General features: G+C 32.1%; 15 protein-coding genes and 2 pseudogenes. 11 read left to right on the top strand and 6 right to left on the bottom strand.

Going from position 1 to position 16,008, the window contains the following annotated elements; all coding sequences use genetic code 11:
- The first annotated feature begins 342 nt into the window (after nucleotides 1-342).
- From CN925_RS15095 to CN925_RS15085, 3 genes are all read left to right on the top strand, one after another.
- The gene (locus CN925_RS15095; RefSeq protein ID WP_098847048.1) at nucleotides 343-1,224 is read left to right on the top strand and encodes a radical SAM/SPASM domain-containing protein; all 882 of its coding nucleotides are present in this window, start codon (nucleotides 343-345) and stop codon (nucleotides 1,222-1,224) included.
- A gap of 133 nt (nucleotides 1,225-1,357) precedes the next feature.
- Nucleotides 1,358-1,972 carry an acetate uptake transporter gene (locus CN925_RS15090; RefSeq protein ID WP_098847047.1) on the top strand — a complete coding sequence of 205 codons (615 nt, stop codon included), beginning with the start codon at nucleotides 1,358-1,360 and terminating at the stop codon, nucleotides 1,970-1,972.
- Between the two features lie 177 nt (nucleotides 1,973-2,149).
- The gene (locus CN925_RS15085; RefSeq protein ID WP_098847046.1) at nucleotides 2,150-2,785 is read left to right on the top strand and encodes an FMN-dependent NADH-azoreductase; all 636 of its coding nucleotides are present in this window, start codon (nucleotides 2,150-2,152) and stop codon (nucleotides 2,783-2,785) included.
- Between the two features lie 60 nt (nucleotides 2,786-2,845).
- Here CN925_RS15085 and CN925_RS15080 read toward each other — a convergent pair whose 3' ends face one another.
- On the bottom strand, nucleotides 2,846-4,072 hold the full coding sequence (locus CN925_RS15080; RefSeq protein ID WP_098847045.1) for a sensor histidine kinase: 1,227 nt from the start codon (nucleotides 4,070-4,072) through the stop codon (nucleotides 2,846-2,848).
- A 234-nt stretch (nucleotides 4,073-4,306) separates the two neighbouring features.
- Between CN925_RS15080 and CN925_RS15075 the strand changes: the two genes are divergently transcribed.
- Entirely contained in the window at nucleotides 4,307-5,584 is a 1,278-nt protein-coding gene (locus CN925_RS15075) for an ATP-binding protein (protein ID WP_098847044.1), read from the top strand.
- A 61-nt stretch (nucleotides 5,585-5,645) separates the two neighbouring features.
- Here the strand turns inward: CN925_RS15075 and CN925_RS15070 are convergent, their stop codons facing one another.
- Nucleotides 5,646-6,422, bottom strand: coding sequence for a class I SAM-dependent methyltransferase (locus CN925_RS15070; RefSeq protein WP_098847043.1), 777 nt, complete (start codon nucleotides 6,420-6,422; stop codon nucleotides 5,646-5,648).
- 142 nt (nucleotides 6,423-6,564) lie between these two features.
- Between CN925_RS15070 and CN925_RS15065 the strand changes: the two genes are divergently transcribed.
- Both CN925_RS15065 and CN925_RS15060 read left to right on the top strand, forming a co-directional pair.
- Nucleotides 6,565-6,885, top strand: a complete 321-nt coding sequence (locus CN925_RS15065) for a hypothetical protein (RefSeq protein WP_098847042.1) — start codon at nucleotides 6,565-6,567, stop codon at nucleotides 6,883-6,885.
- Nucleotides 6,886-6,933: 48 nt separating this feature from the next.
- Nucleotides 6,934-7,611, top strand: a complete 678-nt coding sequence (locus tag CN925_RS15060; RefSeq protein WP_098847041.1) for a Dph6-related ATP pyrophosphatase — start codon at nucleotides 6,934-6,936, stop codon at nucleotides 7,609-7,611.
- Nucleotides 7,612-7,738: 127 nt separating this feature from the next.
- Here the strand turns inward: CN925_RS15060 and CN925_RS15055 are convergent, their stop codons facing one another.
- Both CN925_RS15055 and CN925_RS15050 read right to left on the bottom strand, forming a co-directional pair.
- Nucleotides 7,739-8,734 carry an NAD-dependent epimerase/dehydratase family protein gene (locus tag CN925_RS15055; protein WP_098847040.1) on the bottom strand — a complete coding sequence of 332 codons (996 nt, stop codon included), beginning with the start codon at nucleotides 8,732-8,734 and terminating at the stop codon, nucleotides 7,739-7,741.
- Between the two features lie 20 nt (nucleotides 8,735-8,754).
- Nucleotides 8,755-9,126: a DUF2500 domain-containing protein gene (locus CN925_RS15050; RefSeq protein WP_098847039.1), complete on the bottom strand. Its 372-nt coding sequence runs from the start codon at nucleotides 9,124-9,126 to the stop codon at nucleotides 8,755-8,757.
- Between the two features lie 611 nt (nucleotides 9,127-9,737).
- Here CN925_RS15050 and CN925_RS15045 point away from each other — a divergent pair.
- The 3 genes and pseudogenes from CN925_RS15045 (at nucleotide 9,738) to pheA (ending at nucleotide 12,373) form a co-directional block, all read left to right on the top strand.
- Nucleotides 9,738-10,175 carry a galactokinase gene (locus CN925_RS15045; protein WP_098847038.1) on the top strand — a complete coding sequence of 146 codons (438 nt, stop codon included), beginning with the start codon at nucleotides 9,738-9,740 and terminating at the stop codon, nucleotides 10,173-10,175.
- A 258-nt stretch (nucleotides 10,176-10,433) separates the two neighbouring features.
- A complete protein-coding gene (locus tag CN925_RS15040) occupies nucleotides 10,434-11,420 on the top strand; it encodes a LacI family DNA-binding transcriptional regulator (RefSeq protein WP_098847037.1) in 987 nt (328 codons plus the stop codon).
- Nucleotides 11,421-11,523: 103 nt separating this feature from the next.
- Nucleotides 11,524-12,373 (top strand): annotated as a pseudogene (gene pheA / locus CN925_RS15035) (prephenate dehydratase).
- Between the two features lie 48 nt (nucleotides 12,374-12,421).
- Here pheA and CN925_RS15030 read toward each other — a convergent pair.
- Nucleotides 12,422-12,685, bottom strand: a complete 264-nt coding sequence (locus CN925_RS15030; RefSeq protein WP_098847036.1) for a hypothetical protein — start codon at nucleotides 12,683-12,685, stop codon at nucleotides 12,422-12,424.
- Between the two features lie 132 nt (nucleotides 12,686-12,817).
- Nucleotides 12,818-14,239 carry a sigma-54 interaction domain-containing protein gene (locus CN925_RS15025; protein WP_098847035.1) on the bottom strand — a complete coding sequence of 474 codons (1,422 nt, stop codon included), beginning with the start codon at nucleotides 14,237-14,239 and terminating at the stop codon, nucleotides 12,818-12,820.
- Nucleotides 14,240-14,569: 330 nt separating this feature from the next.
- On the opposite strand from CN925_RS15025, the gene CN925_RS15020 reads away from it, so the two are divergent.
- Both CN925_RS15020 and CN925_RS15015 read left to right on the top strand, forming a co-directional pair.
- Nucleotides 14,570-15,781, top strand: a complete 1,212-nt coding sequence (locus CN925_RS15020) for an ornithine--oxo-acid transaminase (RefSeq protein ID WP_098847034.1) — start codon at nucleotides 14,570-14,572, stop codon at nucleotides 15,779-15,781.
- 14 nt (nucleotides 15,782-15,795) lie between these two features.
- Nucleotides 15,796-16,008 (top strand): annotated as a pseudogene (locus CN925_RS15015) (glutamate dehydrogenase); the annotation flags it as partial.

The following is a 16,008-nucleotide window of genomic DNA, read 5'->3' as shown; positions in this document are numbered from 1 at the left end:
ACAAAAGTCATTGCGATGAAGATTAGTGTAAGTATTTCAAGTGTTTGCATTGGCATCACCACCTTTCTACAAAAATCCGTAGAAAAGAAGATAAAACCAATTCCCCTATGCTATTCAATTGCCTAGTTTTATTATAATAAAATAATTATACTTAAACTGTAATTATAGTTGAAAAATTTAAACAATTTCATGAAGTTTTAGAATGATTACAATTCTGTTTGGTTGGTAAAAATTGAACAGAGTGTGGAAATATTAATATCTTAAAAACTATTGTATGATAAGGTTATCGTTTTTTTAGAGCGAAAAATATGGAAATAGATAATGTTAAAGTAGGAGAGTAGAATGAGAAAATTTAAGAAAGTTTATATAGAAATTACAAATATATGTAATTTGAAGTGTAATTTTTGTCCAAGCCCTACGTTGGAGAGACCGTTAAAGTTTTTGGACGAGAAGGCATTTACACATGTAATAAAATCAGTTAAGCCTTATACAGATCATATTTATTTTCATTTGATGGGGGAACCGTTTTTAAATACAAAGCTTGGTAGATTTTTGGACATCAGTCACGAAAATGGTTTGAAGGTTAATATAACGACGAACGGTACGTTAATTAACAAAGTAAAGGATTTATTAATTGAATCGAAAGGTTTAAGACAAATCAATTTTTCACTTCATAGTTTTGAGGCGAATGATTTAACGAAGGATTTGCACGATTACGTTGAAAATATTACTAATTTCATTAATGAAGCGAATGAAAAAAGCGATATGATCTGTGCAATTAGGCTTTGGAATATGGATAGTGAAGAGTTAAGAGCAAGTAATTCATTAAATATTGATATATTAAATTTACTGGAGGAAAAACTAAACTTAGACTTTTCTTTAAGTGAAAGACTTCAGGTAACACATAATATTAAACTGCGCGATAAAATTTATTTAAATATGGCAGAAAAGTTCCAATGGCCAGACATGGGTAATGATATCATCGATGAAAATGTATTCTGCTATGGTTTAAGAGATCAAATCGGAGTATTAGTAGATGGAACGGTTGTACCATGTTGTTTAGATAGCGAAGGTAAGATTCCATTAGGGAATATTTATGAGACATCGCTAGAAGATATTTTAAATTCTGAGCGTGCAAGAGCAATTTATGATGGTTTTTCAAGACGGTGTGCAGTGGAAGAATTGTGCAAAAGATGTGGTTATGCAAAACGACATAAAAAGTAATTTTTGGTAAAAAACGCTTTCTTTTTTAAAGAAAGTGCTTTCTTATTTAAAAATGAAAAAAAGTTATATTAATCCCTAAAATTTTATAGTAGTATAGTTTAGTCTGTTTAAAATTTTAGGAGGATTTACATCAATGAAAGACGTACAACAAATTAAAATAACTACTGCAGATCCATCTGCAATTGGTTTATTCGGTTTAGCGATGGTAACACTTGTTGCCTCTACACAAAAGTTAGGAATTACTGATGGTGTTTCATTAGTATTACCTTGGGCGATTTTTTTAGGTGCTATTGCACAATTATTTGCGAGTATCCAGGATTTTAAACATAATAATGTATTTGGAGCAACTGCATTTGGAGTATATGCTTTCTTTTGGTTAGCTGTCGGTACGACTTGGTTAATCCAATTAGGTGCTTTTGGAGAAGCATTAATGAAAGCTGCTGATGTTAAACAACTTGGATTTGCTTTTGTAGGATATTTAATCTTTACAATTTTTATGACAATTGGTGCAATGGAAACTCATAAGGTATTATTTATTATTTTTGTATTAATCGATTGTTTATTTATTGGATTATCATTAAGCACATTAGGCTTTATGGAAGAGGCTACACATACTTTTGCAGCATATAGTGAATTAGGTATAGCAATTATGTCATTTTATGGATCGGCTGCAGCTGTATTAAATAGTCACTTTGGAAGAGAGTTCTTACCTGTAGGGAAACCTTTTGGGATATTTAAAGCGAAATAAAAATTCAGTCTTAAACTAATTTTTTTGGACTTTGTCTATATATAAAAACCTTTACCATCGGAGTAAAGGTTTTTTTTATAAATATTTGTATTGTTTAGTTCGAAATAACAGATGATAATATCGTGCTTTTAATAAGGTAAAAGACAGTTTGATTTAAAATGAAAGGTGGAAATTTGTTTGACGACACTATTGTATATCACAGCACATCCTCACGATAAGTCAACTTCTTATAGTATGGCGGTTGGGGATGCATTTATCGAGAGTTATAAAGCTGCACATCCTAATGATCAAGTAGTACATATTGACCTTTATAATGAAACGATTCCTCATATTGATGCTGAAGTGTTTGCGGGTTGGGGGAAACTTCAATCTGGAGGATCATTTGAGACACTTTCTTCAGGAGAGCAATCAAAAGTAGGAAGATTAAATGAAATAGTAACTCAATTTGCTGAAGCAGATAAATATGTCTTTGTAACTCCTTTATGGAACTTTTTATTCCCACCAATTATGAAAAACTATATTGATGCAATTTGTGTTGCTGGTAAAACGTTCAAATATACTTCTAATGGCCCTCAAGGATTATTAGGTGGTAAAAAAGCATTGCATATCCAGGCACGTGGTGGAGTTTATTCAGAAGGTCCAGCTGCTGGTCTTGAAATGGGACATCGCTATATTGGAGTGATCATGAGTTTCTTAGGTGTTCAAGATTTTAATGGGATTTTTGTAGAAGGTCAAAATCAATTTCCAGACCGAGCACAAGGAATCAAAGAACAAGCAATTCAAAAAGCTAAGGAAACTGCAAAGGATTTTTAATATGATTACAACAAAAAAACTCACTTTTTTGTGAGTTTTTTTCTTTTTTGTGGTTTTTCATCATTCATTTTCACATTGCCAAATCGGTAAATAAATCCGAAATATTGTTCCTTCGTTTTCCTTGCTACTTACTTTAATTTTGCCTTTGAATTTTTCGATTATATTAAAGCAGACGGTTAGCCCAATCCCTGTGCCTCTTTCTTTTAGTGAGTAGAAGGGAGTGCCGAGCTTTTCAATTGTTTCTTGGGACATTCCAATGCCTGTGTCGATGATTTCAATAAGTGCATATTCATTTTCTTTTAAGAGATTTATTGTTATAAAGCCAGCATCATCCATTGATTCGATTGCATTTTTCATCAAGTTAACTAGAACTTGTTTAAATTCAATTGGATTTATTTTCGTGTAGAGTATTTGATTTAAGTTTAATTGGAAACCAATGCTTTGGCTATTTGCCATGGATGCAAGCAAATCAGATACATTCATTATTTCTTTATTAACTTCAACGACTTGTAATGTTTCAGTTTGAGGTTTAGCTAGTGATAAATAATCATTAATAATAATTTGAGCGTATTCTAATTCTTTTATCATTGTATCGACATAATGTTTTTCGTCTCGGTTCATTGTTTTTGATTTTTGAAAAAGTTGAGCAAAACCTTTTACGACAGTAATTGGATTGCGAATTTCATGTGCGATTGTTGCAGCTAGTTGTCCAATCGAGTTTAATTGTTTCGCTTGTTGTATTTCCTTGTAATTGGCTTCCAAAGCGATGACCTTTGTTTCTGTTTGTAAGAATACAAATAATAGAATTAATTGAATCGATAGGAATTCTACTATATTGCCGACAGGGTCTAATGCTATATAAGAATATTTTTCTTTTAGATTGGTAAATGAGATGAGTAATACAAAAGTAGGTCCAATAAGTATATTTAATGCCCAACCGATATAAAATGCTATGCGATTATATAAAAAGATCGTAAAGATTGGGATGATTGCTACAAAACTATACATTGTTGCAGTGTCTGGGTATGTCCAAAATTTAATATACACATATAGTGAAGCAATGGTCGTAAATAAAACCTTGGAAAATGTGCTATTTCTTTTCACAAAATTGAATAAAGCAAAAATAACAATGAACATTAAGATAACTTGAATAATTAGCTCAATTGGATGATCCTTAAACGTTAAAGGAGATAGTATAATTCCTACTAGTAATAAGGAAGTGAGTAAAGCCATAAAAAATATATAAATTCGACGGCTTCTTTTGTTATAGTACTCTGTATTTTTCATGTTTCAATCTCCGTTCTGAAAAGAAACTTTCAATAATATTTTACACTTTTCAGAAAATTATTTATACATATATTATGACAAAATTAATAATTGAGAAATAGCATAAAAATATTAATCGACAGAATAGGAAAAATAGTGTGTTTGAATAGGAGAAAATAAAGGATTTTTGGAAGTTTTGTCGTATAATATTAGAATGTTAATTTCGTAAATTTCGAATCTAGTGAGGATAAAAACGTGTTAATTGAAAAACTTTTACTACATGTTTTAATCATATTAAGTCCAATATTAATATACAGTATTATTTATGAAAGACATGGCTATAAAGATAAAATTTATCTTTTTGGCATGTTTCAGGCTGTAGCAGGCTTTTTTTGCATGGCTTTTCCTTATCCGGCATACGGGTTATTTTGGGATTTAAGATATATCCCGCTAACGATTGCGTTTCTTTATTGCGGTTATCGATGGGGAATTGTGACTTTCTTAGCGATCTTATTAGGTAGAATAATTTTAGGTGGAGACGCTATTATATTTGGTATGATTAGTATTACTTTATCCTCACTAGGATCTTTAATATTATTTAAATGGTTTTGGACATTTAAACCTAAACAGAGAATATTTGCAACAGCTCTTATTAGTTTATGGCCTGCTTTAGTTCAATTAAGCATCTTATTTTCTTTTTTAATTGTAAATAAGATTAGTTTTAAAAGTGATTATAGACTATTTGGGTTAGTTTTAATTTTTATTAGTATCGAGTTAATCGCAATTACCTTAGGCGCAAAACTGATTGAATCGCTAATTGAAAACAAAATACTACATAAGGAAATCCAAAGAGCTGAGAAACTTAATACGTTAAGTGAAATGGCAGCTTCTATTGCCCACGAAGTTAGGAATCCACTTACAGTTGTTAAAGGCTTCCTACAATTAATGCAAGAAAGTAAAGACAACAAACAGTCTATGGAATTTTTGCCACTAGTATTAAGCGAATTAGGTAGAGCAGAAGGAATCATTAATGATTATTTAAATTTTGCCAAACCGCAATTTGAAAAGGTAGAGATTTTCAGTTTAAAGCAATGCGTTTCAGATGTAGTCACTTTATTAGTTCCTTTAGCATTAAAGCAAAATGTTAAATTAAAAGGCGATACAGAGGTTGAAACATTTATTAATACAGATAAAAATCAATTTAAACAAGCGCTAATAAACTTAATTAAAAATGCAATTGAGGCAACTAGTTCAGGGGGATTTGTACATACGAAGCTACACGAAGAAAAAGATAAAACGGTCATTACGATTAGAGATAATGGAAAAGGAATGACGAAAGAACAGCTTTCTCGTATTGGTACACTTTTCTATTCAACGAAAGAAAAGGGAACAGGTGTAGGAACAACAGTATCTGTGCGAATCATTGAAGCGATGAACGGAACAATCACTTTTGAAAGTGACGTTGATGAAGGAACAAAAGTAACAATTAAACTGCCAAAAGTTGAGCCTAATAATCATAAAGTGAATGGATAATAGATCGTAACAAAATTTGAAAATGAAAACGCTTAGAATTAGACTAAGCGTTTCTATTAGATCATTTCTTTCTAGCAAACCAGACGGTCCAACAGTCTTTTTCAATAATAGGGAAATGATTCTTTAGCTTATTACTGATGAATTCTACTAATTGTTCTAGTTCTTCATCGGTGAGTTCATGAAGAATTGATCGGCCTGTTCTTTGTAATAAATCACTCTGAAGTGATTCTAAGTCAGTATAGATCCGTCTAGTTTCCCAAAGTTTTACGGTTTTTTCAATATGAAATCCAAATGACTCTAGTGCTAAACGCATTTCTTGTGTAGTATATCTTCTAGCTATTTCTTTTGTTTTTAATTTTGGGTAAAGATCAAAAAAATAACCTCGTATATGGTTAATATCACCAGGAAGTAAACAATCTTCTGGCGTCCGGTCTTGTATGATTAATCGACCATTCTTTTTTAATATACGATTTGCCTCATTGAAACAGGCATTTAAATGATCTAAATGATGGACTAAAGCTCTTTCTAAAACTACATCATAACGTGAAGATGGTAGTTTAGTATGATATGCATCTCCTTTATGAAAAGAAATAGTACTGTAGTCTTTACAATTTTTTGCTGCACCTTTAAGCATTTCCTCTGAAAAATCTACAGCTGTGACGTGGTTTACTTTTAACTTAGTGAGAGCTTTCGAATAGATTCCTCCACCACAACCTATATCAACAACATCTTTTCCAACTAAATCAATCGTATCCCTCATTAACTGAATCCAAGACTGATCAGCCTCTCTAGTTGTATATGTCATATTATTTTGTGCATCATGGAAGTTGATGGTCATTTGATTACCTCCCCTAATTTGATAAAGTATGGCTATATTATTAGTATAGACATTGATCGTACACTGAATAATACCAATAAGTTATTGGCATTAATAAGATATTTTTATTAAGATAAGCGTCAGATAAAAAGGAATGGTGGAAATGCAAGGTACAATTGAAAGATTTGAAAGCCTAAGAACTGAACTAATTAATCACTATGAAGCATCCAAAGGAAGTATCTTTGGACATAAAGGATTAAAAATACAAGGTAAAATTTTTGTTTTCTATAATGAACCAAATATTGTTGTAAAGCTAAAGCCCGAAGATGCTGCATCAGCTTTAAAATTAAGCGGATCAAAAAACTTTGACCCAATGGGTGGGAAACCAATGAGAGAATGGGTTGAAATTCCATACGGGGAACAACAGTGGTTTGATTATGCAATAAAAGGTATGATTTATGTTAAAAGTTTACTAAAAAATTGAACGATGGATAATCAATTATATTGCTTTAATAGTAAGGGAGAATGATCGATGGAAAATCGTAAAGTAGCAGTTTCTTGGAGTGGTGGAAAGGATTGTTGTTTAGCATTAGATTTATTAATTAAGAATAAATATGAAGTAGCTTGTCTAGTATCAATGGTATCGAAAAAGGATGAAAGGAATCATGCGCACGGGACTCCGCTAAATTTCTTACAAATGCAAGCAGATGCGATTGGAATTCCTCTTGTCATGATTGACTCAGCAGGTAAATACGAAGAATCAATGATAAATGGATTAAAAAAAATAAAAGAGCAATTTGACCTTTCGGGGATCGCATTTGGGACATTATATGTCGAGGAAGATCGACAATGGAATGAACAAGTTGCAACAAAGGTAGGACTTGAACCGATTTTCCCAGTGTGGATTAAGAAAAGTGAAACCGCTAATTTACTAGACCAATGGCTAGCGACTGGATACGATGCTATTATTTGTAGGGCAAGAGAGAATATTTTTGATTCTACGATTGTAGGGAAGAGTTTAAATAAAGACTTAAAAGAACTATTTATTAACAAAGAAATTTGTTTAATGGGCGAGAGCGGAGAATATCATACATTTGTAATTGATGGACCATTATTCAAAGAACGCTTAAATATAATCGAAGCAGATACGATTCTAAATAGCGGATTATGGTCTTTAAATATTAAGGAAATACAAAAAACTAGTAAATGATAAAGATGATATAGTTTGAGGTTGCCATTTACGATCAATTTACTAGATTCAAATAAGGCTAACGAAAAACAAGCTAAAATCACTTAAATACAATTAATTTAGGTGATTTAGCTTGTTTTTCGTTTTCTTACTTTCGATTATTTGTAGCTAAGTACCAGTCAGCATAACGCTTAATCCCTTCACTAATTGATACTTTAGGTTCGTAGTTTAAATCATTTTTGATTTTTTCAATATTTAATGTATAGTCATAGGTCAAGAAATTGGCAATATGCTTGGAAACCTTTGGTGGTTTGTTAGTAATCCTCGCAATTAGTTCTGAATTTAATGCGATAAATGAAAGTAGTTTTGGTGAGATGTTTTTTGTATTCAACTCTTTATTTAAAGCAAAGAAAAGTTCTTTAAGCACATCAATTAAATAAATAGGTTGATCATTTGTAATATTGTAGTATTCACCAGTAAAGGCATCATCTGCATTCATACAAGCGATGATCGTATCGACAACATTATCGATATAAGTAAAATCCATCAGAACTTGTCCTTTACGAACTAAAGGAATACCTCCATTTTCATTTATCTGAATAAATCTTCCGAAGATTGTATGATCGAAAGGACCAAAAATTTGTCTAGGTCTTAGTGAGATGGCAGGTAGTCCTTTTTCAATTGCATCTTCAATCATCAAATCTGCCATATGCTTTGTTTTAGCGTAGTAATTAGAGTGTTTTGATGGCAGTGGATCACTTTCTCTAACATTTTTTCTACTCTCACTAGTAAAGTACACACTCGGGGTAGAAATATTTATAAACTTTTTTAAAACTGTCGATAGTGAAGCTTTAACAATATTCCTTGTCCCTTCAACATTTGTTTTCTCAAAATCAGAAAAACGTCCAAAAGGTGCTGCAAGTGCAGCACAATGGATTACATAGTCTACATTCTTTATATTTTCTTCTAACAGAGCAGCATCATTCAAATCTCCTTTGACAAAGGTGACATTTTCCATCTCGTTGAAAAATTTAGCTGCTTCTTCATTTCGTCCAAAGGCTTTAACGGAATAGCCCATTTCACTTAGTTTTTTAGTCGTATGTTTTCCTAAAAAACCAGTGGCACCACTTATGAAAACATTCATTATTCCACCCCGAAAAAAAATTATTGTCGCTCAAAGTTTATGAATCTTGTTCCTTGGAAAGTTAGTTTTCCCATATCATTTTCTACTAATTGGCCATAGATAAATCCATCAATTTGAAATTCAATTCGATCTCCAGATTCGACCTCAAGTGTAACATAATAATGTGTGGCTGAATGAGGGAACTGGTTTGTGTTTGCGCGCTGAACGTAATTTATTCTTTTAGTCACTATTTTTGCCGGGACAATTAATTTGGGTTGTTTATTATTATAATTCCATTGCTTTAATCCTTTTATTAGTGCAAAAAATATACCAGCAAAAACTAAGACAAAAACAACTGGAAATATGAAAGCAATAATTTTAAAAATATCATAACCTGCATCAAACGCTGACATTATTAAGACCCCCTTTTAATAGATTGTAAGGCTCCCACTACTTAATCTTTTGTTAATCAAATTGGACTCTCTTAATATAGTTTATTAAATTTTCTGAAATTATTAAACTTATTTCTTTTTACATTATTGGAGGGTGTAGTTTAAACGGTATAAAATTTTAGTGAATTTTACTTCTTTTGTTATTTAAATATAATGCTGAAAGTGAGAAAGTTAGTAAAAAATGTAAAATAATTACTATTAATAATCTAATAGAACTACTAGATAAAACGCTTTATACTAACTGTAATCATTAGTGTTTAACAAATATAAAGCTTAATTGTGACAGAATAAAAAACTAAGTAAAAAATCCTCTGATTTTAGTAAATTTTAATGGGGTTAATTATTGACCAATAATATCCATGAGAGTAGGATACTCTTAATAGAACTCTTTTTTCTCTCTCTTATGCATCTTTGGCAAGGTAATCGTTTTACTTACTAACTGAAAAAATGAAATGAAGGCTAGCGAGGAAACATAGAGTTAAATGATTAAATGGTTAGGTTAATACAGTTCTATCTGACCAAATAGCAGGTAGAGATCCTCTAGGGAAATTAGTTATAGGAGTGATTAGGAAATGAATATTAAAGAGTTAATATCAGTTTACAAACAGTATTACAATCATACTAAACTGCGCGTTTTTTTTGTATCAGGCCATTCTAACGAAATCGTAGAAATCAAGGATTTTAATGGAAACAGTCCCCTTCCATCACAATCATTTGGTATTTATGTGATTTTATCTAGAACAGATACACAATTAATTAAATTAGTATCCTTAAACTTTGAAGAGTTAGGAATTATTGAAATTACTTTAAATGATTTAGATGACGAATTGAAGCATGACTGGACTAGCTACTTAAAGAGTGTAATCAGTTATTTAAAACAAGCCGGGTATCGTATCAATAGGGGGATGGACATATTGATTTACAGTAATCTTCCAAATGAAGTAGGGCTATCATCAACGAAATCAGTTGAAGCTTTAACAGATACAATGTTAAAAACATTATATGAATAGAAATGAGAAACCACATCATTTTGATCAGCATTTAAAATACATCTAAGACTACTCCCAATAAATTAAATTCTCCTCCTGTAAATTATACTATTTAAAATTTGCGTAAATAAAACTTATTTTAATGATCTTGATTTATAGAAAATAAAATATGTAAAAAATTCTCCATATTTAATGAATAATCATACAACCTTCAACTGTTAAAATTAAAGTAATAGTTTCAATCATAATTTAGATTGGAAGGTTACGAGGAGAGTTGTAATGACTACTATTAAAGAAATTGCCGAAAAAGCAGGAGTATCGATTGCTACTGTATCAAGAGTGCTTAATTATGACCCAGCACTATCAGTAACTGACGATACAAAACAAAGAATTTTTGAAACAGCAGAAAAGCTTTCATATAGGAAAAAAACAAAAGCAAAAAAGAATATCGCTAAAATCGCACTTGTTAAAGGTGATAACGGAAATGAAAAATTAAATGATCTTTTTTATATGCTAGTTCGTTTTGGAATTGAAACTAAGTGTGAACAACATGCTTTGCAAATTTCCACTTTTTTTCGTGGAAATGAAAAGTGGATGTTAGATGAGCAAATTCATGGTGTGATCGCATTAGGTAAATTTGACATTCATCAAATTAGCTCATTGAAAAAAGTATCAAAAAATATTGTTTTTGTTGATTTTTCACCGGATGAAGAGAAGTATGATTCTGTCGTTACAGATTATGAGAATGCGATTATAAAAGTTTTAGATCACTTTATATCGCATGGACATCAAAAAATCGGCTATATAGGTGGACGCGAGTATGATAAGAAGCAAGGCCGAAAAGTTAATTCTAGAGCGAAAACATTCAAAAAATATTTAGAAGAAAAGGGACTCTTTAAAAAAGAGAATTTGTATTTAAGTGACTTCACAGCAGAAGCAGGGTTTAATTTAATGAACAAAGCAATTCGAGAACATGGTGGGGAATTACCTACAGCATTTTTAATTGGTTGTGATACGATGGCTGTCGGATGTTTAAGAGCACTTCATGAGGCAAAAATACCAGTGCCAGAGCGTGTGAATTTAATCGGAATGAATGATTTTGTGTTTTCGAAATATCTTTTTCCTAGCTTAAGTACTTTGAAGGTATACACTGAATTGATGGGTGAATCTGCAGTGGATTTATTAATGGAGAGGATTTTAGGTAGGAAAGTAGCTAAAAAGGTGATCGTTCCTACGACGTTAAAGATTCGTCAAAGCAGCCTTTAGTGTTGATCATAGCGAAATTTGTAAGATAATTGCTAAAAATTAAACATTTTACTTTTAATCTTAACTCTTTTTAGTATAATTAAAAATTAAAAGGAGTGGGAACGTGAAGGTTGGGTATTTAGGTCCTGAGGCGACTTTTACACATGTTGCTGTACGGTCTGTTTTTAAGAATGATGAACATATTGCATATTCTAGTATTCCTGTATGTATGGATAATGTAGCAGAAGGTGAAGTTGATTTAGTTGTTGTTCCAATCGAGAATTCGGTAGAAGGATCTGTAACTACAACGATAGATTATCTTGTACATGAACAGCCATTAAAAATGGTTGGCGAAATTATTATACCGATAAGACAGCATTTATTGATGGCAAAAGGACAAGCACATCGAGTAAAGGATATTGGGGTAATTTATTCCCATTCTCATGCGTTAGCTCAATGTCATACATTTTTGCATAATCAATATAAATATACAAAGCTAGAACCGGTCACTTCTACAAGTGCCGCAGCTAAAATTGTTAGTGAGCATACAAATGAATGTATAGCTGCGATTGCTAACGAATTTGCTGCAAAGAAATATGGGTTAGAAATTGTTGCTTCAGATATTCATTCCAATTCGTATAATCACACGAGATTTATTGTTTTACAAAGAAAAGATTCAAAACTGGAAACGAATTATTTTCAACCTAAACATACGAAGGCAACTTTAGTTATTAACATGCCAGAGAATCGTGCTGGTGCGCTTCATCAAGTACTTTCTGCATTTGCATGGAGACAAATTGACCTTTCAAAAATTGAGTCCCGCCCGACAAAAACTGGATTAGGAAATTNNCTTTTTCATTATTGATGTAGAGATGGGATATGATGATGTATTACTCCCTGGAGTGAAGCAAGAATTAGAAGCTTTAGGCTTTAGTGTAGAAATTTTAGGAAGCTACTCAACGATCTCATTATAAAAAAGAGAGGGTTTTTAACCTTCTCTTTTATCTGTTTTATCTTTTACATTAATAATAATAAGGGGGAGGACAGTAGTATCCAGGCGGGCAATATGGATAATATGGATAGTAGTATGGGCTAAATAGTGATGCGCCTAGGAAAAATGGGAAAAATGGACGGAAAAACGGGCGTCCAAATCCAAATCCGGGTCTACCAAACCCAAATCCCGGTCTACCAAATCCACCATGAAAGCCTCCGAATCCGCCGTGGCCGAATCCGCCGTGACCCCCACCACCAAATCCATGCGGGCGATACTCAAGTTCATTCGACATATAAAAAAACCTCCTTTACTTATGACTCTACATACTCAAACTATGCAGGACAAAAGTGGAAGGTTTGGGCATAGTACAGTTTAAACCTGTTCAAGAAAATTAGAAATCGTTAATAAATAAAATAGAACTTAATCATTGGAGTAAATTGAATTTACGAATACGATATTGTAAGTTTTGTCGGCTGATGCCTAATTGTTTTGCAGCCTTTGTAATATTGCCGTTATGTTCATTTAGAACATTTATAATATGTTGTTTTTCTTTGTTTAATAAAGTGTTTTTTAAATTTGATTTGTCATCTATTGATTCTGGCTGATCTATTGTAACAACGTCCTTTTTTTGTTGAATGATTGGAGAAGCATTTGTATTTCTTTTTTCATTAAAAAACCTAGAAGGTATGTGTGTTGTTGTGATAGTTGTTTCATTTTCTACTAAGTTCATTGCACCTTCAATCATATGTTCAAGTTCGCGTATATTACCTGGCCAGTTATGATTCAGGAAGAAGTTTGTAACATTTTCATCTAAGTTAGTTACTTGATGGCCGAAAAGACGATTATATTTTTGAATAAAGAAGTTTGCTAACAACAATATATCTTCGAAGCGTTCACGTAGTGGCGGTAGAAACAATGAAACGACACTTAGACGGTAATATAAGTCTTTACGCAAATGATTATTCGCAATTGCTTCTATAGGGTCTTCGTTGATTGTAGCGATAATTCGGACATCTAATTCTTTTTCGTTAATATCACCGATTCTTCTAACTTTACGTTCTTGAATAACCCTTAAAAGTTTAGCCTGTAAGTTAGGACTAAGTGAATTGATTTCATCTAATAATAATGTTCCACCATTTGCCTCTTCAAATAATCCAGGTTTATCAATGGCTCCAGTAAATGCTCCTTTTTTTGTCCCAAAGAGAATACTTTCAATTAAAGATTCTGGAAGTGCGGCGCAATTTTGAGAAATGAATGGTTTTGTTGCTCTTTTACTAGCGTTATGAATACTTTGAGCGAATAGTTCTTTACCTGTTCCAGTTTCTCCTACAATTAATACGGAAGATGAAGTTTTGGCAGATCTTTTTGCATCTTCAATTATGCTTTTAAATGATTCGGATGTTCCGATTAATTGTTCGAATGTATAACGTGTATTTCGATTTTGAAGAATACCTTCCTGCACCGATTGCTTTAATTCCGTCACGTCACGAACCATTTCAATAGCTCCAATAATTTTATTTTCTTTCATTATTGGGTAAGTATCATTGATTGTCGTAACTTCTTTCCCTTTGTTATTAAAATAAGATTGCTTAATATTTTTTCGTACTTTCCCTTTTTGGAGGGCTTCAAGTAAGGTGCTCGATTGGTTTTTTTGAAAGGTGAAGACATCTAAAAGATTTTTATGTAAGACATCCTCTTCATTCATCTTTTCGATTTCCATCATTTTGCGATTATACACCATTGTATTTGCATCTTGATCAACTACATGTATACCGATATCAATTTCTTCTAATATTAATTGTAATAATTCATCAACAGCTAAAAAGTTTTGCTTATCATTTTTCATCTAATTCTCTCTTTTCATTCTAACAAAAGAAAAAATTTGCACTTCTGACTATTTTTGGTAAGATAAAAAGGCAGTTTTTTTTCTGAATGTGCTAATTTTCTTTGTTAATCATTTTTTTGCTGCAAATATTCTATGCATATTTTAATTAATTTTGCATCTGAATGCAAAAAAAATTTGCAGTAAATTGAAAACGGTATCATGTATTTGGATGAATAACGCTGAGAATAAGTACATTTTGTGAATTTTTATTTATTTATCATGTTTGGCACGGAAATTGCTTATTAATTTAGTAAGAAACTAAAAACTTATCAATTAATTGGGGGAACTCAAATGACAACTAATTCTCAAAAAATCATTGACCAAACAAATCAATATGGCGCAAATAACTATCATCCACTTCCAGTAGTAATTTCTCATGCTGAAGGGATTTGGGTTACAGACCCAGAAGGTAACAGATATTTAGATATGTTAAGTGCATATTCTTCTGTAAACCAAGGGCATCGTCATCCGAAAATTATCCAAGCTTTAAAAGATCAAGCTGACAAAGTTACATTAACTTCTCGTGCTTTCTATAGTGAAAACATGGGTGAATGGTATGAAAAAGTAGCAAAAGTTACGAATAAAGATATGATTTTACCTATGAACACTGGGGCTGAAGCTGTTGAGACAGCGATTAAAGCTGCTAGAAGATGGGCTTATGATGTGAAGGGTGTAGAAGAAAACCAAGCAGAAATTATTGCTTGTGTTGGAAACTTCCACGGACGTACGATGGCTGCAGTTTCTTTATCATCAGAAAAAGACTATCAACGTGGATTTGGACCATTCTTACCAGGAATTAAATTAATTCCATATGGCGATATTGAAGCATTAAAAGCTGCAATTACACCTAATACTGCTGCATTCCTAATCGAACCAATTCAAGGTGAAGCTGGAATTAATATTCCAAAAGAAGGATTCTTAACTGAAGTAGCTGAAGTTTGTAAAAAAGAAAACGTATTATTTATTGCAGATGAAATTCAAACAGGTTTATGTAGAACTGGTAAAACTTTTGCATGTGATTGGGATGGCGTAACTCCTGACATGTACATTTTAGGTAAAGCACTTGGTGGCGGAGTATTCCCAATTTCATGTGTTGCTGCAAATCGTTCAATCTTAGGCGTATTTGAGCCAGGTTCTCACGGATCTACATTTGGTGGAAATCCATTAGCTTGTGCAGTTTCTGTAGCTGCTTTAGAAGTTCTTGAAGAAGAGAAATTAGCTGAACGTTCAAATGAGCTTGGAAATTACTTTATGGAAAAATTAAAAGAAATCGATCATCCTCATATTAAAGAAGTAAGAGGACGTGGATTATTTATTGGTGTTGAACTTCATGTACCAGCACGTGTTTATTGTGAAGCATTAAAGAAACAAGGTTTATTATGTAAAGAAACACATGATACAGTAATTCGTTTTGCACCACCATTAATTATCTCAAAAGAAGATTTAGACTGGTCAATTCAACAAATTAACGAAGTATTTAGCCAATATAAAGCAACTGTATAAATGGAGCGATAAAAATGACAACTACAATCCCACAAAATGAAGTACAAAACAAAATCAAAGAAGAAGGCAGAGAATTAATTGAGTCTACTCAAGAAGTAATCTCTGAAGCACTTCATAAACTTGGTTATTCAAAAGAACTTTATGAGTTATTAAAAGAACCATTACGATTTTTAACAGTTCAAATACCGGTACGAATGGATGATGGCTCAGTGAAAATTTTCACTGGC

The sequence above is a fragment of the Bacillus sp. AFS055030 genome (genome assembly GCF_002574545.1).
In the GTDB taxonomy this organism is placed as follows: domain Bacteria; phylum Bacillota; class Bacilli; order Bacillales; family Bacillaceae_G; genus Gottfriedia.
The sequence above is the reverse complement of the archived record's forward strand: the minus strand, read 5'-3'. Positions and strand labels throughout refer to the sequence as shown.

Bases quoted from the DNA above. Each gene is read 5' to 3' on its own strand.
- CN925_RS15095 (WP_098847048.1), top strand. From the start codon at position 343: ATGAGAAAATTTAAGAAAGTTTATATAGAAATTACAAATATATGTAAT.
- CN925_RS15090 (WP_098847047.1), top strand. From the start codon at position 1,358: ATGAAAGACGTACAACAAATTAAAATAACTACTGCAGATCCATCTGCA.
- CN925_RS15080 (WP_098847045.1), bottom strand. From the start codon at position 4,072: ATGAAAAATACAGAGTACTATAACAAAAGAAGCCGTCGAATTTATATA.
- CN925_RS15070 (WP_098847043.1), bottom strand. From the start codon at position 6,422: ATGACCATCAACTTCCATGATGCACAAAATAATATGACATATACAACT.
- CN925_RS15065 (WP_098847042.1), top strand. From the start codon at position 6,565: ATGCAAGGTACAATTGAAAGATTTGAAAGCCTAAGAACTGAACTAATT.
- CN925_RS15060 (WP_098847041.1), top strand. From the start codon at position 6,934: ATGGAAAATCGTAAAGTAGCAGTTTCTTGGAGTGGTGGAAAGGATTGT.
- CN925_RS15055 (WP_098847040.1), bottom strand. From the start codon at position 8,734: ATGAATGTTTTCATAAGTGGTGCCACTGGTTTTTTAGGAAAACATACG.
- CN925_RS15050 (WP_098847039.1), bottom strand. From the start codon at position 9,126: ATGTCAGCGTTTGATGCAGGTTATGATATTTTTAAAATTATTGCTTTC.
- CN925_RS15045 (WP_098847038.1), top strand. From the start codon at position 9,738: ATGAATATTAAAGAGTTAATATCAGTTTACAAACAGTATTACAATCAT.
- CN925_RS15040 (WP_098847037.1), top strand. From the start codon at position 10,434: ATGACTACTATTAAAGAAATTGCCGAAAAAGCAGGAGTATCGATTGCT.
- CN925_RS15030 (WP_098847036.1), bottom strand. From the start codon at position 12,685: ATGTCGAATGAACTTGAGTATCGCCCGCATGGATTTGGTGGTGGGGGT.
- CN925_RS15025 (WP_098847035.1), bottom strand. From the start codon at position 14,239: ATGAAAAATGATAAGCAAAACTTTTTAGCTGTTGATGAATTATTACAA.
- CN925_RS15020 (WP_098847034.1), top strand. From the start codon at position 14,570: ATGACAACTAATTCTCAAAAAATCATTGACCAAACAAATCAATATGGC.